The organism is Klebsiella sp. GG_Kp175 (assembly GCF_040062325.1).
Lineage (GTDB): Bacteria > Pseudomonadota > Gammaproteobacteria > Enterobacterales > Enterobacteriaceae > Klebsiella > Klebsiella quasipneumoniae.
In genome coordinates this window covers 216,445-240,961 of sequence record NZ_JBEAFX010000001.1, presented here as the reverse complement: position 1 = coordinate 240,961, position 24,517 = coordinate 216,445, and the positions used below count along the sequence as shown (strand labels likewise).

The window sequence follows — 24,517 nt, the reverse complement described above, 5'->3', positions numbered from 1 at the left end:
AACAACGATTTTGCGGCATTTTTTCGCCTCCTCCCGTCAAAGACGGGAGGAGAAGCGCTTACTCTTCGCTATCGCCTGCCGCGGCGCGGCGCGGCGAGTCAATTTCAACACGGTCTATTTTCTGCAGCCCGCGCATCAGCGAACCGCGGCGGCCGCGCTCGCCGGTGACTTTTTGCAGCTCTTCCGGACGCAGTTTGATCTTCCGTTTGCCGACGTGAATGGTCAGCGTACTCTGCGGCGGCAGGACAAACAGATGTGCGAGGCCGTCCTGGCCGGCGGCGGCTTCCGCCGCGGGAATGTTGATGATTTTGTTGCCCTTGCCTTTCGACAGCTGCGGCAGATCGCTGACCGGGAACATCAGCATCCGCCCGGCGGCGGTGATGGCCAGCAGCATATCGGACTCGTCCTCAATGACCAGCGGCGGCATCACATGCGCGTTGTCAGGCAGGGTGATCAACGCTTTACCGGCGCGGTTGCGCGCCACCAGATCGTTAAAGGTGCAGACAAAACCGTAGCCGGCGTCGGAGGCCATCAGCAGTTTCTGATCGTCGCCTTCCATCAGCATATGTTCCACGGTCGCGCCCGGCGGCAGCGTGAGCTTACCGGTCAGCGGCTCACCCTGGCCACGCGCCGAGGGCAGAGTAATCGGATCAATGGCATAGCTGCGCCCGGTGGTATCGATAAACACCACCGGCTGGTTGCTCTTGCCCTTCGCCGAGGCTTTCCAGCTGTCGCCCGCCTTATAGCTTAAGCCCTGGGCGTCAATGTCGTGCCCTTTGGCGCTGCGCACCCAGCCCATCTGCGACAGAACGATAGTCACCGGCTCAGACGGCAGCATGTCATGCTCGCTCATCGCTTTCGCTTCTTCACGCTCGTGAAGCGGCGAGCGGCGATCGTCGCCGAAAGCATCGGCATCGGCCTGCAGCTCTTTCTTCAGCAGATTGTTCATCTTACGTTCAGAGGCCAGAATCGCCTGCAGCTGATCGCGCTCTTTTTCCAGCTCGTTCTGCTCGCCGCGGATCTTCATCTCTTCCAGTTTGGCGAGATGGCGCAGCTTCAGTTCCAGAATCGCTTCCGCCTGGGTTTCGCTGATGGCAAAGCGCGACATCAGAGCTGGCTTCGGCTCATCTTCCGTGCGGATGATCTCAATGACTTCATCGATATTAAGGAACGCTACCAGCAAACCTTCGAGGATATGCAGGCGCTTAAGGACCTTCTCTAACCGGTGGTTCAGACGGCGACGTACGGTATCACGACGGAACACCAGCCATTCGCTGAGGATCTCCAGCAGGTTTTTTACCGCCGGGCGGCCGTCGAGACCGATCATATTGAGGTTGATGCGGTAGCTCTTCTCCAGATCGGTGGTGGCGAACAGATGGTTCATCACCTGCTCCATATCCACCCGGTTGGAGCGCGGGACGATCACCAGACGGGTCGGATTTTCGTGGTCCGATTCGTCGCGCAGGTCATCCACCATCGGCAGCTTTTTATTGCGCATCTGCGCCGCAATTTGCTCCAGAACTTTGGCGCCGGAGACCTGGTGCGGCAGCGCGCTGATCACTACCGCGCCGTCCTCTTTGCTCCACACCGCGCGCATGCGCACAGAGCCGCGTCCGTTCTGGTAGATTTTGCGAATTTCCGCCCGCGAAGTGATGATCTCCGCCTCGGTCGGGAAATCCGGCCCCTGGACGATATCCAGCAGTTCGTCGAGGGTCGTTTTCGGCTGCTCAATCAGCGTAATCGCCGCTTTCGCTACTTCACGCAGGTTGTGCGGCGGAATATCGGTCGCCATGCCCACCGCGATGCCGGTGGTGCCGTTGAGCAGGATGTTTGGCAGGCGCGCCGGCAGCATTTTCGGCTCCTGCAGCGTGCCGTCAAAGTTTGGCACCCAGTCGACCGTCCCCTGCCCCAGCTCGCTGAGCAGCAGCTCGGCATACTTCGACAGGCGGGATTCGGTGTAACGCATGGCGGCGAAGGATTTCGGATCGTCCGGCGCCCCCCAGTTCCCCTGGCCATCCACCAGCGGATAGCGATAGGAGAAGGGTTGCGCCATCAGCACCATCGCTTCATAGCAGGCGCTGTCGCCGTGCGGGTGATATTTACCCAGCACGTCGCCGACGGTGCGGGCGGACTTTTTGAATTTGGCGCTGGCGTTCAGCCCCAGTTCGGACATCGCATAGACGATGCGACGCTGGACCGGTTTTAAGCCATCGCCAATAAACGGTAATGCCCTGTCCATGATCACGTACATGGAGTAGTTCAGGTAAGCATTTTCCGTAAATTCATGCAGCGCAAGGCGCTCTGCCATATCGCTCATTAATCGTGGATCCTCAATCTGGGTACCGACCGTTCGGACGGCAAAACTACCCGCGATAATACCCGATCTCACGCCCTGAGTCACAGGCCGTGAGATCGGTTGAGGATTCCGTCACCTTAATCAGGCCAGCGGCAGATAAATATCGGTTTGCAGCTCATGCTCAGCCACCTCATGGACAAAATTGAGGTAACGGAAGTACACCGGAAAATCCCGTAACGTCTCGCCTGAAGCGGGTAACCAGTCGCGATAGAGAAACCAAACGCTGTTCGCCAGCGTGTCCAGCGAGCCGTGATGGCGCACGACGGCGCAGCGTCCGCCGGGGATTTCGCCGTTAATCACGCCAAAGGCGTTTTCACCGACCGGCCGTGCGACCGTACCGCAGATGTCAAAACGAAATGCCCCCTGCGGGGTGGTCTGCGGATCGTCCCAGGCGATCCCCCAGGTATCGCAGGTGGCGATGGGCGATAATCCGCTCGTTTTACGCCAGGCGATAAAACGCGCGGCGGTGGCGTTGACAAGGTCCGGGCTGCCGCGATGTTGCAGTACGGCTATCCGGGTGGTGGGGAACGAAATAATGTTGACGTCCATCGACGTTTGCTCCTGTAGCGTATGTTTCGGTACGCGCCGATGCCACTCGGCCCAGTCCGGTTGCTGACGGAACTGGGTCGGGCTTTGGTCAAACGCGGTACGGAAGGCACGACTGAACGACTCCGCATTCTGAAATCCGGCATCAAGGGCAATATCGATGACTTTATCGCGGGGGTTGAACGCCAGGCGCCAACAGGCGCGTCGCAGACGCAACCACTGAATATACCGGTACAAGGGAATGCCGGTATAAGCGCTAAATTGCCGGTGAAAATGGTAAGGCGAACTGTGCGCTATCGCGCTCAGCATCTCCAGCGACAGCGGCTCATCAAGATGGTGCGCAATGTACCTACAGACGCGCTGGAAGCGCCCGACATACGCCGGGCTGGCCTTAATATCGTTCATCGTCTCCTCCTCGCGACATACTCTGACAGAGCGAGGATAGCGATGCCTGACCGATCTTGCGCTTATCTGACGGAGACTTATGGCGCGATTTTACGGATCTGTTTAACGTCGATTTCCACCGAGTTCCAGTCCTTATCGACTTCCCCCTGAATTTCTACCGTGTCCTGTGGGCCGACGGTGACGCCGTTCCAGCGTTTGTGGTCGATATCGACATTGATCACTCCGGTAGCATCCTGGAACTTATACAGATCGTCGGAAACGCGCTCGGTAATTTTGCCGCGCAGGGTCACCCAGGTATCGTCCCGCAGCGATTTGACATTGGTGACGGTGGTGACCGCGCCGCTCGGGCCGGTGAAGCCGCCGCCCTGGGTGGTTGAACTTGCCGGCGTGGTCGCAGAAGGACCGGTATACCCGCCCTGTCCAGCAGCCAGCGCCGGCATGGAAACCAGGGCAACGATCGCGGTCATCGCAGCAATTTTCTTCATGATGTGTTCTCCCTTCGTGTTGATATGGCTCCTATTACGCCCGACAAAACTTAACGACTTCTTAAGGGGAAAAAAGAAATTTTAATGCTGTACAACCCCGGTCGCAACGCGGTTTACTGCGCAGAGCAGCCGGGTTGGCAGGAGGGAAAATGCGCATATTATTGGTGGAAGATGACAAGTTAATCGGCGATGGCATTAAGGCCGGGCTAAGCAAAATGGGCTTCAGCATCGACTGGTTTACCGCCGGGCTGGAGGGCAAAAACGCCCTATACAGCGCCCCCTACGACGCGGCAATTCTTGATCTCACTCTTCCTGGCGTTGATGGCCTCGAGATTCTGCGCGAGTGGCGCGACAAAGGCCGCCATGAACCGGTGCTGATCCTCACCGCCCGCGATGCGCTCAGCCAGCGGGTGGAGGGGCTGCGCCTGGGCGCCGATGATTATCTGTGCAAACCTTTCGCCCTGATTGAGGTAGCGGCCCGCCTCGAAGCATTGATCCGCCGTGCCCACGGCCAGAGCAGCAGCGAGCTGCGCCACGGCAAGGTACGCCTTGACCCGAACCGCTTAACCGCCAGCCTCGACGGCGAAAGCCTGACGCTGAAGCCGAAGGAGTTCGCCCTGCTGGAACTGCTGCTGCGTAACGCCGGGCGCGTGCTGCCGCGTAAGCTTATTGAAGAAAAGCTCTACAACTGGGACGACGAGGTCTCCAGCAACGCCGTGGAAGTTCACGTCCACCATCTGCGGCGCAAACTCGGCAGTGAATTTATCCGCACCGTCCACGGCATCGGCTATACCCTGGGTGACGCATGAAACGACTTGCCCGCCTGAGCCTGCGCCTGCGCCTGACGCTGCTGTTTGCCGTGCTGACCGCCGCCGCCTGGGGGGTGGCCAGCGTGATCGCCTGGCAGCAGACCAGTAAAAAGCTGGATAAGCTGTTTGATACCCAGCAGCTGCTGTTCGCCCGCCGCCTGAGCGCCATGCATTTCGATGAACTGCGCGCCCCGCCGGCATCGCTCGGGGAAAAGAAAAAGGTGCGCCACGGGCATATCGACGACGATGCGCTAGCGTTCGCCATCTTCACCCGCGACGGCAAAATGGTGCTTAACGACGGCGAGAACGGAGAGGATATACAGTGGCACTCGCAGCGTGAGGGCTTTAGCGATGGCTACCTGCGCGGCGATGATGACGAGTGGCGCTTCCTGTGGTTAACCACCGCCGATGGCCGCCACCGCATCGCCGTCGGCCAGGAGTGGGATTATCGCCGCGAAATGGCGATGGACATTGTCACCTCGCAGCTCACTCCGTGGATGGTCGCCCTGCCGCTGATGTTCGTGCTGCTCATCGTGCTGTTAAGCCGCGAACTGGCGCCGTTGAAACATCTGGCGCGCATGCTGCGCCTGCGCGCGCCGGACTCGGCGGAATCGCTCAGCGTGGAGAAGATCCCCCCTGAAGTCCGCCCGCTGGTCGAGTCGCTGAATCAGCTGTTCCAGCGCACCCACGACGTCATGCTGCGCGAGCGTCGGTTTACCTCTGATGCCGCCCACGAGCTGCGCAGCCCGCTGGCGGCGCTGAAGGTGCAGACTGAAGTCGCCCAGCTCTCTCTGGACGATCCACAAGGGCGGGAGAAAGCCCTGGCTCAGCTCCATCAGGGGATCGATCGCGCCACCCGTCTGGTGGATCAGCTGCTGACGCTGTCGCGGCTGGACTCGCTCGCCCAGCTGGACGACGCGCAGCCGGTCGCCATCGACGATCTGCTGCAGTCGGCGGTAATGGAGATGTACCACCCGGCGCAGCAGGCCGGGATTGAGCTGCGCCTGCATCTTAATGTCTCTGGCATCTCCCGCACCGGCCAGCCGCTGCTCCTTAGCCTGCTGGTGCGCAATCTGCTGGATAACGCGGTGCGCTACAGCCCGCGCGGCGGTCAGGTCGATATCACCCTCAACGCCCGCGAGTTTCGGGTACGCGATAACGGCCCCGGCATCAGCCCGCAGGCGCTGGCGCGCATCGGCGAGCGTTTCTACCGCCCGCCGGGTCAGGATCCTACGGGCAGCGGCCTGGGCTTGTCGATCGTCCGGCGCATCGCCTCGCTGCACGGCATGCGCGTCGAGTTTGCCAATGCCCGCGACGGCGGCTTCGAAGCCCGCGTTGGCTGGTAGCGATATTATTGCTCATTTAGCAAAAGACTTTGCACATTTTGCTCATTTTACTGCCCCGCTTCGCGGGGTAAGATCGTCGGCAAATTTTCAAGATTGAGGACAAATGATGAGCAACATCCTGATTATCAATGGCGCAAAAAAATTCGCCCACTCGAATGGCCAACTGAACGACACCCTGACCGAGGTCGCGGAGAGTTATCTGCGCGACGCCGGACACGATGTTAAAAGCGTTCGCGCCGAAAGCGAGTACGACGTAAAAGCCGAAGTGCAGAATTTCCTCTGGGCCGATGTGGTGATCTGGCAGATGCCGGGCTGGTGGATGGGCGCCCCGTGGACGGTGAAAAAATATATGGATGACGTCTTTACCGAAGGCCACGGCTCACTGTACGCCAGCGACGGCCGTACCCGCTCCGACGCCAGCAAAAAATATGGCTCCGGCGGCCTGGTGCAAGGGAAAAAATATATGCTCTCCCTGACCTGGAACGCGCCGATGGAAGCCTTCACCGACGAAGAACAGTTCTTCCACGGCGTCGGCGTTGACGGCGTTTACCTGCCGTTCCATAAAGCCAACCAGTTCCTGGGTATGGAGGCGCTGCCAACCTTTATCGCCAACGACGTGATTAAAATGCCTGATGTCCCGCGGTATATCGCAGAATATCGCAAGCATCTGGCGGAAATTTTTGGTTAACTAGGGGTCTATGCTCTACATATTTCGAGTTATTCGAACCTGGAGTATGACAAGATCCACACAGAAGGAGTTGAGTTAACCATGTTAACAGTGATTGCAGAAATCCGTACCCGCCCGGGCCAGCACCACCGCCAGGCGGTTCTCGATCAGTTCGCGAAAATTATTCCGACCGTTTTGCAGGAAGCCGGCTGCCACGGCTATGCGCCCATGGTGGATCATGCCGCTGGCGTCAGCTTCCAGACAACCGCTCCTGACTCTATCGTCATGGTGGAGCAGTGGGAAAGCGTCGCGCATCTTGAAGCGCACCTGCAGACCCCGCACATGAAAGCCTGGTCGGAAGCGGTCAAAGGCGATGTGCTGGAGACCACCATCCGTATCCTGCAGGCCGGCGTCTAAGCCCGCTGACGCAGAAACGAAATAAGAAAAGGGAGCCTGAGGCTCCCTTTTACGTCTGGCGCAGCGCGCGGTCTTACACTTCCAGGTCCGCCATATCGCCCTTCTCCTGCAGCCAGTTGCGACGGTCTTCAGAACGCTTCTTGGCCAACAGCATATCCATCATCGCCGTGGTCTGCTGCTCATCCTCATCGCTGATCACCAGCTGCACCAGGCGGCGGGTATTTGGGTCGAGGGTAGTTTCCCGCAGCTGCATCGGGTTCATCTCGCCGAGACCTTTAAAGCGCTGGACGTTTGGCTTGCCTTTCTTGCGCTTCAGCTGCTCCAGCACGCCGGTCTTTTCTTCTTCCGTTAGCGCGTAGTAAACCTCTTTGCCGAGGTCGATACGGTACAGCGGCGGCAGCGCCACGTAGACGTGCCCCTCTTTCACCAGAGTCCGGAAATGTCTCACGAACAGCGCGCACAGCAGCGTGGCAATGTGCAGGCCATCGGAGTCCGCATCCGCCAGGATACAAATTTTGCCGTAGCGCAGCTGGCTTAAATCATCGCTATCCGGGTCAATACCAATCGCCACCGAAATGTCGTGCACTTCTTGCGAAGCTAACACTTCATCGGAAGAGACTTCCCAGGTATTAAGGATCTTGCCTTTCAGCGGCATGATCGCCTGATATTCACGATCGCGCGCCTGCTTGGCTGACCCGCCCGCCGAGTCCCCTTCGACGAGGAACAGTTCGGTACGGTTCAGATCCTGGGCGGTGCAGTCGGCCAGCTTACCCGGCAGCGCCGGACCGCTGGTCAGCTTTTTGCGCACCACTTTCTTGGCGGCGCGCAGACGACGCTGGGCGCTGGAGATGGCCATCTCCGCCAGCAGCTCCGCAGCCTGCACGTTCTGGTTCAGCCACAGGCTGAAGGCGTCTTTCACCACGCCGGAGACGAACGCCGCGCACTGACGCGACGACAGGCGCTCTTTGGTTTGCCCGGCGAACTGCGGATCCTGCATCTTCACCGACAGCACGTAGGCGCAGCGATCCCAGATATCTTCCGCCGACAGTTTCACCCCGCGCGGCAGAATATTACGGTACTCGCAGAACTCACGCATCGCGTCCAGCAGCCCCTGGCGCAGGCCGTTGACGTGCGTCCCGCCCTGCATGGTCGGGATCAGGTTGACATAACTCTCGGTCAGCAGCTCGCCGCCTTCCGGCAGCCACAGCAGCGCCCAGTCCACCGCCTCCGTCTCACCGGAGAAGGTGCCGACGAAGGGTTTTTCCGGCAGCAGCGGCAGGCCGTTCACCGCTTCGCTAAGGTAGTCGTTAAGGCCATCGGCATAGCACCAGCTCTGCTCGCTGTTGTTGACCTGATCGCGGAAAACAATTTCCACGCCCGGGCACAGCACCGCTTTCGCTTTTAACAAGTGGGTCAAACGCGAAACGGAGAAGCGCGGGCTATCGAAGAAGCTTTCGTCAGGCCAGAAATGGACGCTGGTCCCGGTGTTGCGTTTACCGCAGGTGCCGGTGACGTGCAGGTCTTCTACTTTCTCACCATTCTCAAAGGCGATGCTGTAGACCTGACCGTCGCGACGCACGTTGACCTCCACGCGTTTAGACAGGGCGTTGACCACCGAAATCCCCACCCCGTGCAGGCCGCCGGAAAACTGGTAGTTTTTGTTGGAAAACTTACCGCCCGCGTGCAGTCGGCAGAGGATCAGCTCAACCGCCGGCACCCCCTCTTCCGGGTGAATGTCGACCGGCATCCCGCGCCCGTCGTCAATCACCTCGAGGGACTGGTCGGCGTGAAGGATCACTTCCACGCGTTTGGCGTGGCCTGCCAGCGCTTCGTCCACACTGTTATCAATCACTTCCTGACCAAGATGGTTAGGACGGGTGGTGTCGGTATACATGCCCGGACGGCGGCGCACCGGCTCTAGCCCGGTGAGTACCTCAATGGCATCAGCGTTATATGAAGATTGCGTCATGGTGTGTATTCGTAGGTCGTTCAGGGCCGTTTAGCGCAGGCCGAGAAATTCGATAATCTGAGTGAAATGATCGTCAAAGCCGACAAATGCGTGATTACCGCCCTCCTCCACCGTCTGCCGGCAGGAGGCGTAGTAATGAACGGCCTGGCGGTAATCAAGCACTTCATCCCCGGTCTGCTGCAGCAGCCAGAGTAAATCCGGCGCTTCGAGCGGGTCGATTTGCATGACTTTGAGATCGTAAATATGGCGAGACTCTAGCACATATTGTTGCCCGGTGTACGGATTCTCATTGTGGCCGAGAAAATTGTTCAGCAGCTCAAACGGCCGCACCGCCGGGTTAACCACGACCGCTGGCAGCATAAAGCATTGCGACAGCCAGGTGGCGTAGTAGCCGCCCAGCGACGACCCTACGACCCCCAGCGGCTCGCCGCCGTGCTCCAGCACGATGGACTCCAGCAGCTCCGCCGTTTCCGCCGGGTAAGGCGGCAGCTCAGGCACCACCATGGCGATCTCAGGATAGTGCTGCGCCAGCCAGGTCTTTAACGCCGTCGCCTTCGCCGAGCGCGGGGAACTGTTAAAGCCGTGCAGATAAAGAAGCGTCGCCATCAGTAGCCTTCTGAAGCAATATCCGGATGAAACGCCGCGCCTTCCAGGCGGCACACTTCGGTGGTCAGCGTTCCGTCAGGGTGAAGCTCCAGCCAGCGCCAGCCCGGCGACACCGTATCGAGGGTGAAATTGGCGCAGTGCGGCTTGAACTGAACGCAGGTCGACGGCGTCGCCATCATACGTCGGCCATTCCAGTCGAGATCCAGTTCCTGATGAATATGGCCGCACAGCAGATGCTTCACCCGCGGCCAGGCGCTCAGCGCGCTGTCCAGCGCGCCGGCGTTGCGCAGACTGTGTTGATCCAGCCAGCTGCAGCCGGCCGGCAGCGGATGATGATGCAGCAGAAGTAAGGTATAACGCTCCGGCGCCTCCGCCAGCTTATGTTCGAGCCATTCCAGCTGGAAGTCGCTCAGCTCGCCATGGGGAACGCCGAACACCTGGCTGTCCAGCAGCAGGATCTGCCAGTGGTCGCCGAGAAACACGCGCTTGGCGGGGGAAATGCCCGACTCCTGCAGGGTGCTGTACATCGCCGGCTGGAAATCATGGTTGCCCGGTAGCCAGACGCAGGGTGCAGCAAAACTCGCGATGCCCTCAGCAAAATGCTGGTAGGCCGCGGAGGAGTGATCCTGCGCCAGATCGCCTGTTGCGACAATCAAATCGCATGGACGCTGTGAGGCATGAATGGCCGACAGTACGGCCTGATAGCTTTCCCAGGTATTGATGCCTAACAACGTTTCATGTTTTTCAGCAAACAGGTGAGTATCAGTAATTTGTAAGATCCTGACTCTGGCCTCACCAGCCAGAGGTAGGTTTAACAGGCTTTCCAAATGGTGTCCTTAGGTTTAACGACGCTAACAAACCGGAATCGCCATCGCTCCATGTGCTAAACAGTAACGCAGCCAGTCGGCCAGAAACTGGTTAATTTGATGCTTTTCGTCGCGTTGATGCAACTTTTTATTAGGATAATCATATCGCGCTTTGAAGCGAAAGATCTGCTGACTCGAACACACTTCGGCCACCATGGCGTCATGGTAGAGGCGAACGGTCATGGATGGCAGACTCCAGTAGCTCACCGCTGGCAGAGTCTGCTCTATCGCCACCAGAGTAGTGTAGCGGGTTGATTCCGTTATCGTTAACCGATATTGCGCGCTTCCCACCTGATAGCTCACCTTCTCACCCGCTGCATCCGTTCGCGGCAACAGGCGGCGCAACTGGGCGAAATTGGTCTCGCACAGGCGCATCATCTCAGGGAAGTCAGGTGTATAACGCTTCATTTTGTCCACTCGTTTCGTAAATTGTGATAATGCAATTGCAGCCATTGCAAGGCGATGACAGAGGCTGCGTTGTCGATTTTCCCCTCTTCTACCCACTGGTAAGCCTGCTCCCGGCTTACCACATGCACCCGAATATCCTCATTTTCCTCGGCCAGGCCGTGAATGCCTTTTGCCGTCGATGCATCAACTTCGCCCACCAGGATCGATAACCGTTCACTGGTGCCGCCAGGACTGGCCAGATAGCTTAATATTGGTTTCGTCCGCCCAACTTCAAGCCCGGCCTCTTCCAGCGCTTCCCGACGGGCGACATCTTCCACCGTCTCACCCGCCTCGATCATGCCGGCGACCATTTCCAGCAGCCACGGGCTCTCGCTGGTATCATAGGCGGCGATACGGATTTGTTCGACCAGCACCACTTCGTCCCGCACCGGGTCAAAGGGTAGCAAGACGGCGGCATGCCCGCGCTCAAAAATTTCACGGGTGACTTCGCCGCTCATGCCGCCGTTAAACAGGCGGTGGCGAAAACGGTATAAATCGAGTGAAAAAAAACCACGATACAGCGTTTCGCGTGCAATAATTTCTACATCATTTTTGGAGAAGGTAATTCCCTGGTGGATGGGTTTGCTCATTGTTATGTCCTGCTAATCCGAAATGAGGGATTTCCAGACCGTTTGGCTACCGTTTTACGGTCCGTATGTTAGATTGGTGCAAATTACCGCCGGATGGCACGTAACGCCAACTTTTTACGGCGGCAGAATCGATACAATCAGCGGAATTTTTCTTAGAATTAGACCAGCGCTAAATGCTTCACAACAAGGAATGCAAATGAAGAAATTGCTCCCCATTCTTATCGGCCTGAGCCTGACCGGGTTCAGCGCCATGAGCCAGGCGGAAAACCTGCTTCAGGTTTACCAGCAGGCGCGCATCAGCAACCCCGATCTGCGTAAATCGGCAGCCGATCGTGACGCCGCATTCGAAAAGATCAACGAAGCGCGCAGTCCATTACTGCCTCAGCTCGGGCTGGGAGCGGATTATACCTATACCAGCGGCTTCCGTGATTATAAAGACCAGAATTCTAACGTCACCAGCGGCTCGCTGCAGTTAACGCAGGTTCTGTTTGATATGTCGAAATGGCGCGCCCTGACGCTGCAGGAAAAAGCGGCAGGCATTCAGGATGTCACGTATCAGACCGATCAGCAAACGCTGATTCTGAATACCGCGACGGCCTATTTCAAAGTGCTGGCCGCCATCGACACGCTCTCTTATACCGAAGCGCAGAAACAGGCTATTTACCGTCAGTTGGATCAAACCACCCAGCGCTTTAACGTCGGTCTGGTGGCGATCACCGACGTGCAGAACGCCCGCTCACAATACGACGCCGTGCTGGCGAACGAAGTGACCGCACGTAACGATCTCGACAACGCCGTGGAAGAGCTGCGCCAGGTTACCGGCAACTACTACCCGGAGCTGGCCTCCCTGAACGTAGACGGCTTCAAAACCAGCAAACCGCAGGCGGTGAACGCCCTGCTGAAGGAAGCGGAGAACCGCAACCTGTCGCTGCTGCAGGCGCGTCTGAATCAGGACCTGGCCCGCGAGCAGATTCGCCAGGCGCAGGACGGCCATTTGCCGACCCTGGATTTAAACGCCTCGTCTGGCGTTTCCAACAACCGCTACAGCGGCTCAAAAAGCATCTCGCAAGATGCTGATATCGGTCAGAACAAAATCGGCCTGAGCTTCTCCCTGCCGCTGTACCAGGGCGGGATGGTTAACTCGCAGGTCAAACAGGCGCAGTACAATTTCGTCGGCGCCAGCGAGCAGCTGGAAAGCGCTCACCGCAGCGTGGTCCAGACCGTGCGTTCTTCGTTTAACAACGTGAATGCCTCTATCAGCAGCATCAACGCCTACAAACAGGCGGTGGTCTCTGCGCAAAGCTCCCTGGATGCGATGGAAGCTGGCTACTCGGTGGGTACCCGTACTATCGTTGACGTCCTCGACGCCACCACCACGCTGTACAACGCCAAACAGCAGCTCTCTAATGCGCGCTACAACTACCTGATCAACGAGCTGAACATCAAGTCGGCGTTAGGTACGCTGAACGAGCAGGATCTGATCGCCCTGAACAATACCTTGGGCAAACCGATCTCGACCTCTGCCGACAGCGTCGCGCCGGAAAATCCGCAGCAGGATGCTACTGCCGATGGTTACGGCAACACGACTGCGGCTATGAAGCCGGCGTCCGCACGGACGACGACCCATAGCAGCGGCAGCAATCCGTTCCGTCAGTAATTTTCATACTGTGACGCGCATCGCCTGTCCGTCGGACAGGCGATGCGTTAAACGTAAGGCAACGTAAAGATCCCCCGCTTAGCGCCCCTCTTCGCTTCATTTTCCACCACTCATCCTCTATCCTGAGCGTTAACACACGCCATACCACTGGGTCCTGGAAGACAAATATGAAACGGACAAAAAATATTAATCATTCGTCGTTCCGCAAAAGCTGGAGCGCACGCCACCTGACGCCGGTCGCCCTGGCCGTCACCGCGGTCTTTATGCTTGCCGGTTGTGAAAAAAGCGACGAAACGGTCTCGCTGTACCAGAACGCCGATGACTGCTCCGCCGCCAACCCGGGCAAAGCAGCCGAATGCACCACGGCCTACACCAACGCGGTGAAAGAGGCAGAGCGCACCGCGCCGAAATATGCCACCCGCGAAGACTGCGTCGCCGAGTTTGGCGAAGGTCAGTGCCAGCAAACGCCTGCCCAGGCGGGCGTCGCCCCGGAAAACCAGGCCCAGGCGCAAAGCAGCGGCAGCTTCTGGATGCCGCTGATGGCCGGCTACATGATGGGCCGCCTGATGGGCGGCGGCATGGCGCAACAGCAGCCGCTGTTCAGCTCCAAAAACCCTGCCAGCCCGGCCTACGGTCAGTACACTGACGCCAGCGGTAAGAGCTATGGCGCCGCCCAGCCGGGCCGCACCATGAACGTGCCGAAAACCGCGATGGCGCCGAAACCGGCAACCACCACGACCGTCACCCGCGGGGGCTTCGGCGAGTCGGTGGCGAAGCAGTCGACTATGCAGCGTAGCGCCGCAGGCTCAACCTCTTCTTCTCGCTCAATGGGCGGCTAAGCAACATGGAAAGAGTCAGCATTACCGAGCGCCCGGACTGGCGCGAGAAAGCGACCGAATACGGCTTCAACTTCCACACCATGTACGGCGAGCCCTACTGGAGCGAAGAGGCTTATTACAAGCTGAGCCTCGCCCAGGTGGAAAAGCTGGAGGAGGTCACCGCCGAGCTGCATCAGATGTGTCTTAAGGTGGTGGAAAAAGTGATCGCCAGCGATGAGCTGATGGCCAAATTCCGCATCCCTAAACACACCTGGGGCTTTGTGCGCCAGTCGTGGAAAACCAACCAGCCGTCACTCTACTCACGTCTCGACCTGGCCTGGGATGGCGTCGGCGAGCCGAAGCTGCTGGAGAACAATGCCGACACGCCGACCTCGCTGTATGAAGCGGCCTTCTTCCAGTGGATCTGGCTGGAAGACCAGCTCAACGCCGGCAAGCTGCCGGCGGGCAGCGACCAGTTCAATAGCCTGCAGGAGAAGCTGATCGATCGCTTCGGTGAGCTGCGCGAGCAGTTTGGCTTCCAGCTGCTGCATATGGCCTGCTGCCGCGATACCGTTGAAGATCGCGGCACCGTGCAATATCTGCAGGATTGCGCCGCCGAGGCGGGGCTGGCGACGGAATTCCTCTACATCGAAGATATTGGGCTGGGTGAAAAAGGCCAGTTTACCGATCTCCAGGATCAGGTGATTGGCAACCTGTTCAAGCTCTATCCGTGGGAGTTTATGCTGCGGGAGATGTTCTCCACCAAGCTGGAAGACGCCGGCGTTCGCTGGCTGGAGCCGGCGTGGAAGAGCATCATCTCCAACAAAGCGCTGCTGCCGATGCTGTGGGAAATGTTCCCCAATCACCCGAATCTGCTGGCGGCTTACTTCAGCGAAGATGCCCATCCGGAGATGGAGAAGTACGTCATTAAGCCGATCTTCTCCCGCGAAGGCGCCAACGTGTCGATCGTTGAACAGGGCAAGGTGGTGGAGTCGGTGGAAGGTCCGTATGGGGAAGAAGGCACTATCGTGCAGGAATTTTACCCGCTGCCGAAGTTTGGTGACAGCTACACGCTGATTGGCAGCTGGCTCATCAACGATCAGCCCGCCGGGATCGGCATTCGTGAAGACCGGGCGCTGATTACCCAGGATCTGTCGCGTTTCTATCCGCACATTTTCGTCGAATAATGTCGCGCTCCGGCGACGATACCGCCGCCGGAGCTCAATTTTTATCAGGCGCCAACCACCACCGACAGCATACTCAGCGAACCCATCTCGATGCCATCGACCGGGGTCGAAATCGCCTCAACGCCATCCCATGCCCCCAGCACGTATAACAGCGGCAGGAAATGCTCCGCCGTGGGGTTGGAGAGCGAGCCCCCTTCGTGTGCCAGGTAGTTAACCAGCGGGTGCTGATCGTCCGGGCCCTGCCACTGCAGATTCGCCTTCACGTAGTTGTTGAAGGACTCCGCCCACGGATACGGCGTGTTCTCGCCATGCCAGCGGGCGGTACGCAGGTTGTGCACCACGTTGCCGCTGGCCACCAGCATAATCCCTTCATCACGCAGCGAGGCCAGCTTTCGCCCCATTTCGAGATGCCAGGCCGGCGGTTTGGTGCTGTCGATGCTCAGCTGAACCATCGGGATATCCGCCTGCGGATACATCTTGATCAGCACGCCCCACGAGCCATGGTCAAATCCCCAGGCTTCTTTATCGAGAGTGACCGGCACCGGCGAGAGCAGCTCCACCAGCCGTTGCGCCAGCGCCGGGGAGCCCGGCGCCGGGTAATGGGTGTCATACAGCGCCTGCGGGAAACCGCCGAAGTCGTGAATGGTCTTCGGGGCCTCCATCGCCGTCACGCCCGTACCGCGCGTGAACCAGTGCGCAGAGACCACCACGATCGCTTTCGGACGCGGCAGGGTTTCGCCCAGGTGAGCCCAGGCGCGGGTATAGCGGTTGTCTTCCAGCACGTTCATTGGGCTGCCATGGCCGAGAAACAACGCGGGCATTCGGGTACGGGACATGATGATATCCTTAGGGTGTCAATGTGATGTGCTCACATTACGCGCTTTTGCGCCAGGATAAACTCAGATAACCATGATGATGATCGTCAGAAAATTTGAATGTAATTCGCGGTAAAGGGAGCTGTCCCGTACGCGCATCCTCAGGCAATATACTCCTATGCACTTTTTTCGCAGGGAGAGAAGCGATGTCATCACCCTTAATATTGACGCTGTTAGCCGGTAGCGCAACCTTTATAGGCGCCATTTTCGGCGTGATTGGCCAGAAACCCTCTAACCGCCTGCTGGGCTTCTCCCTCGGCTTTGCCGCCGGGATCATGCTGTTGATTTCGTTGATGGAAATGCTGCCTGCCGCGCTGGCCGCCGAGGACATGTCGCCGCTGCTCGGCTACGGAATGTTTGTTTTCGGCCTGCTGGGCTACTTTGGTCTCGATCGCCTGCTGCCGCATGCCCACCCGCAGGATTTGATGACCCCCGCCGCGCCGCGCCCGCGCAATTTACGCCGCACCGCCATTCTGCTGACGTTGGGTATCAGCCTGCATAACTTTCCGGAAGGGATCGCCACCTATGTCACGGCCAGCAACAACCTCGAGCTTGGCATGGGAGTGGCGCTTGCCGTCGCCCTGCACAATATTCCTGAAGGACTGGCCGTTGCCGGGCCGGTATATGCCGCCACCGGATCGCGCAGTAAGGCGGTGCTCTGGGCCGGTCTTTCCGGCATGGCGGAGATTTTGGGCGGCGTGCTGGCGTGGCTGATTCTGGGTAGCCTGGTCTCGCCGATGGTCATGGGCGCGATCATGGCCGCCGTCGCCGGGATTATGGTGGCGCTGTCGGTCGATGAACTGATGCCGCTGGCGAAAGAGATCGATCCGCAAAGCAACCCGAGCTATGGCGTCCTGTGCGGGATGTCGGTGATGGGGCTGAGTCTGGTGGTGCTCCAGACGATGGGCATCGGTTAAGGCACAGAAACAAAACAGCCCACTAATAAGCGGGCTGTTTTCACTGGCGTTGTGAGCCGCTGATTAGCTGGCTTTACGCTCATGTTCGCGACGATAGGCCACCAGATCTTCAATCGTGACCACCGCCATATTGTGCTGCTGAGCGAACGCGATGCACTCCGGCGCGCGCGCCATGGTGCCATCGTCATTGGTCAGCTCGCACAGCACGCCTGCCGGTTTGAAGCCAGCGAGGGTCACGAGGTCAATAGTGGCTTCAGTGTGGCCGCCGCGGGTCAGTACGCCGCCCGGCTGCGCCCGCAGCGGGAAAACGTGGCCAGGACGGTTGAGATCGGAAGGTTTCGCGCCGTCGGCAATCGCCGCGCGGACGGTGGTCACGCGGTCAGCAGCGGAAACGCCGGTGGTCACGCCTTCCGCCGCTTCGATGGTGACGGTAAATCCGGTGCCGTAGGCGCTGGTGTTGTTCTCCACCATCATCGGCAGATCCAGCTGTTTGCGGCGATCTTCGGTCAGGCACAGGCACACAATGCCGCTGCCGTGACGAATGGTCAGCGCCATCTGCTCTACGGTCATGGTTTCGGCGGCGAAGATCATATCGCCTTCGTTTTCACGGTCTTCATCGTCAAGCACCATCACGCCGCGGCCTTCGCGCAGGGCGTCCAAAGCGTGTTCCACACGTTCAAAAGCGGTACCAAAAGAAGAAAGGAGCGTCTGATTCATGGTAAAAAAACCTCATTAAAATTATGGTTACCAGAATCAGGGCAGTCTTAGGAGCGCCGGTTTAGCGGCAAAAGTCAACGCGAGCGGGCCTGGGCCCGACTGTGCCGTTACTCTCTCCCATCCGGACTTTAACCGTCGGCCCCGGAATTACACCGGATCTGCTGACCTTCCCGTAGTCACGGGAAGCGCTCGCGGGCTTTCAACGCCATGGTTGATTTACCGCCGGTGGGGAATTTCGCCCCGCCCTGAGAATAAGCGAGATAACTATAACGCTATTGACTATCCTCGGCAATGCATAAGCTTCAAACATTTCTGGTTTATAGGCGGCCTGGTTCGCACTACAATGATCAATCATCCGACCCGAGCAGGAAACCACCATGATTGACCCGAAAAAAATTGAACAAATCGCCCGCCAGGTCCATGAGTCGATGCCAAAAGGACTTCGCGATCTGGGTGAGGATGTTGAAAAGAAAATCCGCCAGGCGCTGCAGTCGCAGCTGACCCGTCTGGACCTGGTCAGCCGCGAAGAGTTTGACGTGCAGACTCAGGTTCTGCTGCGGACCCGGGAAAAACTGGCGCTGCTGGAACAGCGCCTGAATGACCTCGAAAACCGCCCGGCGACGACGCCTGGCAGCGAAGAGCAGCAGTAAAAAAACGGGCCCTCAGGGGCCCGTTTGCTTTGGCTTAGTGTGCGGCTTCCGCCGGGCTGTTCACCTGACGGCAGTACAGTTCATAGCGCTGGCAAAACCATTCACGATGTTCTTCATCCATATTGCCGACAATGGCCTGAAGATCAACTGGCTGGCCCTGGGCGTGCATTCTGGCGAAACTTCGTGCCAAAAAATCAAAATTCTTCATTGAATACATGTCGTTATGGTTCATGCGCATACTCCTTCAGCGGTGGATGTTCTGATCAGTCATATGCCTTTTACTCACTTCAGTATTTACGCTTACCTTAACGCCATTTGTACGAAAAATGCGCTTAATATGATTATTTATTGCGCCAAATCATTTTCCACATCATTAAATAAAAACGGCCCGCGATATCGCTATCGCAGGCCGTGATGCCGCACCGTTATGGCGGGGGAATAGCGAAACGGTTATTTTTCGCTATCTTTTTGTATTTTCTTAATAATGTTGGTGGTTGAGCAACCATCTTCAAAGTTGAGCACCAGCACTTCGCCACCGTTCGCCCAGACCTCTTCACTGCCGGCGATCTGCTCCGGTTTGTAGTCGCCGCCTTTCACCAGCAGATCCGGCAGGATCCCGGCAATCAGGCGCTGCGGTGTATCTTCTTCGAAGGAGACCACCCAGTCGACCGCCTCCAGCGCCCCCAGCACGATCATCCGCTGCTCCAGCGGGTTTACCGGGCGGGTTTCGCCTTTCAGTCGTTTGGTGGAGGCATCGCTGTTGACCGCCACGATCAGACGGTCGCCCAGTTTGCGCGCATTCGCCAGATAGGAGACATGGCCGGCGTGCAGAATGTCGAAGACGCCGTTGGTCATCACCACTTTCTCGCCGCGCTTGCGCGCCGCCGCAACCGCCTGTTTGAGTTCTTCTTCGCTCATCACGCCAAAGCCGGTCTCAGCCCGGCCGCGGACCGCGTTTTCCAGCTCGACAGGGGAAACGGTGGATGTACCCAGCTTACCGACCACCACGCCCGCCGCGGCGTTAGCGAAATAGCAGGCCTCTTCCAGGGTGTTGCCGGACGCCAGGGTCGCCGCCAGTACGCCAATCACCGTGTCGCCGGCGCCGGTGACATCGTACACTTCCTGAGCCTGGGTCGGCATATGCAGCGGCGGACGCCCCGGCTGCAGCAGCGTCATCCCCTGCTCTGAGCGCGTCACCAGCAGCGCTGACAGTTCGAATTCGGCGATAAGCTTCATGCCGCGCTCAACGATCTCCGCTTCATCCTGGCACTTGCCCACCACCGCTTCAAACTCAGAGAGGTTCGGGGTGAGCAGCGTTGCGCCGCGATAGCGTTCGAAATCGGTACCTTTCGGATCGATCAGCACCGGCACGCCTGCTTCACGGGCGAGCTTGATCATCGTCTGGACGCTGGTCAGCGCCCCTTTGGCGTAATCCGAGAGAACCAGCGCGCCAATGGCGCCCAGCGCCTGCTGAATGCGCTCGTGCATCGGCTGCGGATCAACGCCGGAGAAGCCCTCTTCAAAGTCGAGGCGGATCAGCTGCTGGTTGCGCGACAGCACCCGCAGCTTGGTGATGGTCGGGTGAGTCGGGACGGAGACGAAGTCGCACTTCACATTGACGTTGGCCAGCGCCTGGCTCAGCGCGCGAGCGGCGTCATCAATCCCGGTCAATCCCACCAGGCGCGACGTTGCCCCCAGGGAGGCAATGTTCATCGCTACGTTTGCCGCGCCGCCAGGACGTTCTTCGATATTTTCCACCTTCACCACCGGCACCGGGGCTTCCGGGGAAATACGACTGGTGGGGCCGTACCAGTAGCGGTCCAGCATCACATCACCCACCACCAACACTCCTGCACGTTCAAACTCCGGCAGCGTTACTTTCATGACTCTCTCCTGCGAGACGCAAACTTTGCGCGCGATAATAGCACACCCGATTTTATAGTTAAGCCATCAGCCACTTCTGCCAGCTGGCGCTGACCTGCTCACGCTCCCGGCTGAATGCCTCCGGCGCCACGTGTCCCGGCAGCTCCTGCAGGGCCAGGTGATGGAGCGCATCACGCAAGGTGGTGTACGCGTGCGTTAAAGCTCGCGCTTCCTCCTCGTCCATGATGTCGTTCTGCGCCAGCAGCTCGAGAATACGCACGTTATCAGACCAGCGGGTCAGCTTTGGCTTGTCGCTGGCATAGCGTAGGACCAGATACTGGGTAATAAATTCAATATCCGTGATCCCACCGGCATCGGCTTTGATATCAAAACGATCGGCATGTTTGTTGCCAAGGTGGGCACGCATCTTCTCGCGCATCTCGCGAACCTCGGTCTGCAGGGTCGCACCATCCCGCACGGTGGTCAGAATATCGCGCCGAATGGCGTCAAATCGCGCCTGCAGCGCCGGGTCGCCATAGACCACGCGAGCGCGCACCAGCGCCTGATGCTCCCATGTCCAGGCTTCGTTCTGCTGATAGTCGGCAAACGCGTCGGCGGTGGTAACCAGCATCCCCGCCGCGCCGGAAGGGCGCAGCCGGGCGTCAACTTCGTAGAGAATACCGGACGAAGTGCGGGTGCTGAACAGATGCATGATCCGCTGAGCCAGCCGCAGGTAGAACTGACGGCCGTCGATCTCCCGCTCGCCGTCGGTCATCACCTCCGGCGGGCAGTCATGGAGGAACACCAGGTCGAGATCGGAACTGTAGCCCAGCTCCCAGCCGCCGAGCTTGCCGTAGCCGACGACGGCGAAGCCGCGCCCCTGGCGATCGTGCAGATGGGTCGGCTGGCCGTAGCGGGCCACCATCTGTCCCCATGCCTGCTGCACCACCGCGTCGAGGATGGCTTCGGCAAGCCAGGTTAAGTGATCGCTAACCTTCATCACCGGTAGCGTGCCAGCGATATCCGCCGCGGCGATATGCAGCTGCTGCGCCTGCTTGAACTGGCGCAATGCCTCCAGCTGCTGCTCTTCATCCTCTTCCGGCACCCGCAGCAGATACTGACGCAGCTCATCGCGATAGGCATCGGTCGCCGTCGGCTGATAGAGGGTGTTGGGATCCAGCAGCTCATCAAGCAGCAGCGGGTGGCGCGCCAGCTGGCTGGCGACCATCGGCGACGCGGCGCAGAGCGTAATCAGGTGCTTCAGCGCGCCGGGGAATTCGCTCAGCAGCTCAAGATAGGTGGTGCGAGTGACGATCCCAGTCAACAGCGGCGTGATCCGAGCCAGAGGCAGCGGCGCATCGGCGCGCGAGCAGATTTCGCTCAGCAGATGCGGCATCAGTTGATCCAGCACCTGGCGGCCGCGCGGGCCGATGGTGCGCCGATCCAGCTCTTTACGGAAATCGGCAATCAGCGCCAGCACGCTGCGGCGGTCGGCGTCGTTTAAATGCGCCAGCGCCGGGCTGGCGTCATCTTCTTCCAGCGCATCCTGCCACAGCTCGCGCCAGTACTCGGCGAGCTGCTCATCCGGCGACTGAGCCTCATCATCGCCGATCAGCTCATTAAACACCCGCCGCACGCTGGCCATATGGCTCGCCAGCTGCGCGCTCAGCGTTTCCCAGTCATCGGTATGCATCCCCCACGCCAGCCTGGCGCGGTTCAGTTCATCCTGAGGCAGAGTTTGAGTCTGCTCATCGTTGATGCTCTGCAGCAGATTTTCCAGCCGGCGCAGGAACAGATAGGCCGCGCGCAGCAGCGCCGCGTCGCCTTCCGGCAGCAGATGCAGCTCATCAATCGCCGCCAGCGTCGGCAGCAGCGCCCGCTGCTGCAGCGCAGGTTCGCGACCGCCGCGGATCAGCTGAAAGACCTGCACGATAAACTCAATTTCACGGATCCCGCCGGCGCCGAGCTTGATGTTGTCTTTCAGCCCGCGACGCCGCACTTCGCGAGCGATCATCCCTTTCATGTTACGCAGCGACTGGATCACGCTGAAGTCGATATAGCGGCGGAAGACGAAGGGGCGAAGCATCGCGCGCAGCTCGCTGGCGTAGGCGTCGTCGTTATCGCCCATGATCCGCGCTTTCACCATCGCGTAGCGTTCCCAGTCCCGGCCCTGCTCCTGGTAATAATCCTCCAGCGCCGCAAAGCTGAGCACCAGCGGCCCGCTGTCGCCAAACGGTCGCAGGCGCATGTCCACCCGATAGACAAAGCCGTCCTGCGTCGGCTGGTCGAGCGCCTTGATCAGCCGCTGCCCCAGGCGGGTAAAGAACTGGGCGTTATCCAGCTCGCGGCGGCCGCCGCGGGTGGCGCCATGCTCAGGCCAGGCAAAAATCAGATCGATATCGGAAGAGAAGTTCAGCTCGCCGCCGCCCAGCTTTCCCATCCCGAGGATCAGCAGCGGCTGCGGCTGACCCTCGGCGTTGCAGGGGGTTCCCCACTCCTTACAGCAGGCGGCATACAGCCAGTCGCGAGCGGCGACAATCAGGGTCTCTGCCAGGACGCTCAGCTGCTGCAGCGTCTCTTCTTCGCTTACCAGCGACAGCGCCTGCGCCCAGGCAATGCGGACCATCATCTGGCGGCGGAAAAGACGCAGCTCTCGCATCAACCCCGCTTCGTCAGCCACCGCTTGCAGGCGATCCTGCAGCCAGGTCTCGTAATGCCGCCACTCTTCCGCCTCCGGCGAGGAGTCCGCAAGCTCGTTCAGCCAGCCTGGCTGGGCGATCACACTCTGTTCGACAAAATCACTGAACGCCATCACCGACCGGGCCTGCGGGCTCAGTTCGGCGACGGGAAAATCCGCTGGCAGGCGGTCAGCGACCGTCTGCCAGTGCTGCTGTAACTGCGAAGAAAGCGGCATCATAGGGGCTCCCTGGCCTGTAATTATCGTTTTCCACTATGCAGCCAGAACGGCTCGGCAGCCAGCGCCTGGCGACGGAAATATTCAAAGACGCTGCGGTCGTCATGCTCTATCGCACGCTGAAGCTCCTGCCAGTTCTCCAGCCACGGCGCGACGGCGTCGCCATAGGCGCCCGCCAGCAGCTGGACGCTGTCGATATCGCGGGACAGCTTCGGCAACTGGTCGGCGGCATCTTCAACCGCCAGATGCTGCACGGCGCTGCGCAGCTCGGCCGCCACCCGCGAGAGGTTAATATCGGCAAACCGTTTGAACGATCCGGCTATTTTTTTCTCTCCCGCCTCGTTGAGGAACGGACGCCAGCCGCGCTGGACCAGCCATTCGGTCAGCGCCAGTTTGGCGGCGACGACCTCGGTGCGGAATAACGCCTCCTCGGCGGTGTCCGCGGCCAGCAGCGCAGCTTCGGCGTCGTTCAGCAAGGCGCGGAGGTGGGTGGTCGCCTTCCGCGGCACGATGCCGCCGAACAGCACGAGGGCATGGCGCACGCGGGCCAACGCCAGCAGGATTTCCGCTTTAGCTTTCGCGTTGCCGCGCAGCCAGACCTCATCGTGATACAGCCAGTGCGCCAGGGCGCTCTCCAGCGCCGCCTCCAGCCCCTGCTCCACGCTGGCCTTCGCCGCCACCGGCAGCACCGCCAGCCGGGCCACCGGGCGCTCATTGTTGCCTTGCGCCAGATGATACCCGCGCGCGGCTTTGCTCAGGCTCCCCTGACGCAGGACGCCGCTCTCCAGCAAACGCTGCGCGAAGCGCAGCAGATCGGCGGTCTCCCCGGCGAGCAACTCCAGCTCCAGCTCGCAGATCGGCTCCTGATGCTCGCCCGCCTTCACTTCGCCGCGATCGAGGGCAATCTCAATCTCACTCTTTCCTTCCTGGATCACCCAGCGTTCACGGGCAAAATCGGTGCTGAACAGCGGCTGGACATGCTCCGCCAGCGCGGTCGGAAGTTCCCCTTGCGGCCAAACCTCCGCCGGCAGGCGCTCAAGCGCCAGCTCCGGTTTATCCAGGGGAATATTGTATTCCGGGCGCTGGTGCAGGCCGCCCACCACCCGACCGGCGATTTTCAGCGTCATTTCATAACGCCCCTGATCGCCGCGGATGCGCAGCCCCATGTCGTGACGACGCAGCCAGTTATCGGCGGTTTCGTAATAAATGTTCAGCAACTGGCCCGCGGGCGTATGTTTCGCCTCGAGCGCATTGAGCTGCTCGCGCAGCGTCTCTACCCCATCCTGAGCGACGATAAACTTAAGTTCGATTTCTTGAGCCATGACTGAATTCTTCCGCTTCTGTGCTGCGCCGACAAATTGCGGCGAACTTACGACGATATTTTTTGTCAGTAGATAGTATTTTGCGGCG

23 protein-coding genes, 1 pseudogene and 1 riboswitch are annotated in these 24,517 nt (G+C 59.5%); of the genes and pseudogenes, 10 read left to right on the top strand and 14 right to left on the bottom strand.

The genetic code is table 11. The annotated features are described in order from the left end of the window. Positions 1–58: 58 nt before the first annotated feature. From parC to ABLU73_RS01235, 3 genes are all read right to left on the bottom strand, one after another. Entirely contained in the window at positions 59–2,317 is a 2,259-nt protein-coding gene (parC, locus tag ABLU73_RS01245) for a DNA topoisomerase IV subunit A (protein ID WP_004205224.1), read from the bottom strand. A gap of 120 nt (positions 2,318–2,437) precedes the next feature. Beyond that, positions 2,438–3,307 (bottom strand): AraC family transcriptional regulator, encoded by an 870-nt coding sequence (locus tag ABLU73_RS01240; protein WP_239605056.1) that lies wholly within the window; start codon positions 3,305–3,307, stop codon positions 2,438–2,440. Positions 3,308–3,384: 77 nt separating this feature from the next. After that, the gene (locus ABLU73_RS01235; RefSeq protein ID WP_004205226.1) at positions 3,385–3,792 is read right to left on the bottom strand and encodes a YgiW/YdeI family stress tolerance OB fold protein; all 408 of its coding nucleotides are present in this window, start codon (positions 3,790–3,792) and stop codon (positions 3,385–3,387) included. A 149-nt stretch (positions 3,793–3,941) separates the two neighbouring features. Here ABLU73_RS01235 and qseB point away from each other — a divergent pair, with 149 nt between their 5' ends. From qseB to ABLU73_RS01215, 4 genes are all read left to right on the top strand, one after another. Continuing rightward, positions 3,942–4,601: a quorum sensing response regulator transcription factor QseB gene (gene qseB, locus ABLU73_RS01230; protein WP_004205227.1), complete on the top strand. Its 660-nt coding sequence runs from the start codon at positions 3,942–3,944 to the stop codon at positions 4,599–4,601. Beyond that, complete coding sequence (qseC, locus tag ABLU73_RS01225; RefSeq protein WP_264923582.1) at positions 4,598–5,947, top strand: quorum sensing histidine kinase QseC; 1,350 nt, start codon at positions 4,598–4,600, stop codon at positions 5,945–5,947. The genes qseB and qseC overlap by 4 nt, the downstream gene beginning before the upstream one ends. 106 nt (positions 5,948–6,053) lie before the next feature. Next, positions 6,054–6,635, top strand: a complete 582-nt coding sequence (locus ABLU73_RS01220; protein ID WP_017899750.1) for an NAD(P)H-dependent oxidoreductase — start codon at positions 6,054–6,056, stop codon at positions 6,633–6,635. An 81-nt stretch (positions 6,636–6,716) separates the two neighbouring features. Then, a complete protein-coding gene (locus tag ABLU73_RS01215) occupies positions 6,717–7,031 on the top strand; it encodes a putative quinol monooxygenase (RefSeq protein WP_004205233.1) in 315 nt (104 codons plus the stop codon). Between the two features lie 73 nt (positions 7,032–7,104). On the opposite strand, the gene parE is transcribed toward ABLU73_RS01215, so the two are convergent. From parE to nudF, 5 genes are read right to left on the bottom strand one after another with little or no spacing between them, the layout of a single operon-like run. Further along, on the bottom strand, positions 7,105–9,000 hold the full coding sequence (gene parE, locus ABLU73_RS01210; protein ID WP_004205235.1) for a DNA topoisomerase IV subunit B: 1,896 nt from the start codon (positions 8,998–9,000) through the stop codon (positions 7,105–7,107). A 30-nt stretch (positions 9,001–9,030) separates the two neighbouring features. Then, on the bottom strand, positions 9,031–9,606 hold the full coding sequence (gene yqiA, locus ABLU73_RS01205; RefSeq protein ID WP_004205236.1) for an esterase YqiA: 576 nt from the start codon (positions 9,604–9,606) through the stop codon (positions 9,031–9,033). After that, positions 9,606–10,433, bottom strand: a complete 828-nt coding sequence (gene cpdA, locus ABLU73_RS01200; RefSeq protein ID WP_004205237.1) for a 3',5'-cyclic-AMP phosphodiesterase — start codon at positions 10,431–10,433, stop codon at positions 9,606–9,608. Before cpdA ends, yqiA begins: the two co-directional genes overlap by 1 nt. A gap of 24 nt (positions 10,434–10,457) precedes the next feature. Further along, entirely contained in the window at positions 10,458–10,880 is a 423-nt protein-coding gene (locus ABLU73_RS01195) for a DUF1249 family protein (protein ID WP_004205239.1), read from the bottom strand. After that, positions 10,877–11,509 carry an ADP-ribose diphosphatase gene (gene nudF, locus ABLU73_RS01190; protein ID WP_004205241.1) on the bottom strand — a complete coding sequence of 211 codons (633 nt, stop codon included), beginning with the start codon at positions 11,507–11,509 and terminating at the stop codon, positions 10,877–10,879. The genes ABLU73_RS01195 and nudF overlap by 4 nt, the downstream gene beginning before the upstream one ends. Positions 11,510–11,705: 196 nt before the next feature. Here nudF and tolC point away from each other — a divergent pair, with 196 nt between their 5' ends. The 3 genes from tolC (at position 11,706) to ABLU73_RS01175 (ending at position 15,171) form a co-directional block, all read left to right on the top strand. After that, positions 11,706–13,166 carry an outer membrane channel protein TolC gene (gene tolC / locus ABLU73_RS01185; RefSeq protein ID WP_004205242.1) on the top strand — a complete coding sequence of 487 codons (1,461 nt, stop codon included), beginning with the start codon at positions 11,706–11,708 and terminating at the stop codon, positions 13,164–13,166. Between the two features lie 167 nt (positions 13,167–13,333). Next, entirely contained in the window at positions 13,334–14,005 is a 672-nt protein-coding gene (locus ABLU73_RS01180; RefSeq protein ID WP_002916849.1) for a DUF1190 family protein, read from the top strand. A 5-nt stretch (positions 14,006–14,010) separates the two neighbouring features. Next, positions 14,011–15,171: a glutathionylspermidine synthase family protein gene (locus tag ABLU73_RS01175; protein ID WP_004205243.1), complete on the top strand. Its 1,161-nt coding sequence runs from the start codon at positions 14,011–14,013 to the stop codon at positions 15,169–15,171. 44 nt (positions 15,172–15,215) lie between these two features. On the opposite strand, the gene ygiD is transcribed toward ABLU73_RS01175, so the two are convergent. Further along, entirely contained in the window at positions 15,216–16,007 is a 792-nt protein-coding gene (ygiD, locus tag ABLU73_RS01170; protein WP_004205244.1) for a 4,5-DOPA dioxygenase extradiol, read from the bottom strand. Between the two features lie 185 nt (positions 16,008–16,192). Between ygiD and zupT the strand changes: the two genes are divergently transcribed. Then, on the top strand, positions 16,193–16,963 hold the full coding sequence (zupT, locus tag ABLU73_RS01165; RefSeq protein WP_017899746.1) for a zinc transporter ZupT: 771 nt from the start codon (positions 16,193–16,195) through the stop codon (positions 16,961–16,963). A 63-nt stretch (positions 16,964–17,026) separates the two neighbouring features. Here the strand turns inward: zupT and ribB are convergent, their stop codons facing one another. Then, positions 17,027–17,680 (bottom strand): 3,4-dihydroxy-2-butanone-4-phosphate synthase, encoded by a 654-nt coding sequence (gene ribB, locus ABLU73_RS01160; protein WP_017899745.1) that lies wholly within the window; start codon positions 17,678–17,680, stop codon positions 17,027–17,029. A 105-nt stretch (positions 17,681–17,785) separates the two neighbouring features. Then, positions 17,786–17,937, bottom strand: a riboswitch (FMN riboswitch). A 120-nt stretch (positions 17,938–18,057) separates the two neighbouring features. Between ribB and ABLU73_RS01155 the strand changes: the two genes are divergently transcribed. Then, a complete protein-coding gene (locus ABLU73_RS01155; protein WP_004174355.1) occupies positions 18,058–18,330 on the top strand; it encodes an accessory factor UbiK family protein in 273 nt (90 codons plus the stop codon). Positions 18,331–18,364: 34 nt separating this feature from the next. Here the strand turns inward: ABLU73_RS01155 and glgS are convergent, their stop codons facing one another. Then, positions 18,365–18,562: a cell surface composition regulator GlgS gene (glgS, locus tag ABLU73_RS01150; protein ID WP_004205248.1), complete on the bottom strand. Its 198-nt coding sequence runs from the start codon at positions 18,560–18,562 to the stop codon at positions 18,365–18,367. On the opposite strand from glgS, the pseudogene ABLU73_RS01145 reads away from it, so the two are divergent. Then, positions 18,554–18,700: pseudogene (locus ABLU73_RS01145) on the top strand (hypothetical protein); the annotation flags it as partial. The gene glgS and the pseudogene ABLU73_RS01145 overlap by 9 nt on opposite strands. Before the next feature lie 80 nt (positions 18,701–18,780). On the opposite strand, the gene hldE reads toward ABLU73_RS01145, so the two are convergent. From hldE to ABLU73_RS01130, 3 genes are read right to left on the bottom strand one after another with little or no spacing between them, the layout of a single operon-like run. Further along, positions 18,781–20,214 carry a bifunctional D-glycero-beta-D-manno-heptose-7-phosphate kinase/D-glycero-beta-D-manno-heptose 1-phosphate adenylyltransferase HldE gene (gene hldE / locus ABLU73_RS01140; protein WP_064187774.1) on the bottom strand — a complete coding sequence of 478 codons (1,434 nt, stop codon included), beginning with the start codon at positions 20,212–20,214 and terminating at the stop codon, positions 18,781–18,783. A 58-nt stretch (positions 20,215–20,272) separates the two neighbouring features. Next, positions 20,273–23,110 (bottom strand): bifunctional [glutamate--ammonia ligase]-adenylyl-L-tyrosine phosphorylase/[glutamate--ammonia-ligase] adenylyltransferase, encoded by a 2,838-nt coding sequence (gene glnE / locus ABLU73_RS01135; protein WP_004205250.1) that lies wholly within the window; start codon positions 23,108–23,110, stop codon positions 20,273–20,275. A gap of 20 nt (positions 23,111–23,130) precedes the next feature. Continuing rightward, the gene (locus ABLU73_RS01130; protein ID WP_032456631.1) at positions 23,131–24,429 is read right to left on the bottom strand and encodes an inorganic triphosphatase; all 1,299 of its coding nucleotides are present in this window, start codon (positions 24,427–24,429) and stop codon (positions 23,131–23,133) included. Positions 24,430–24,517 lie beyond the last annotated feature (88 nt).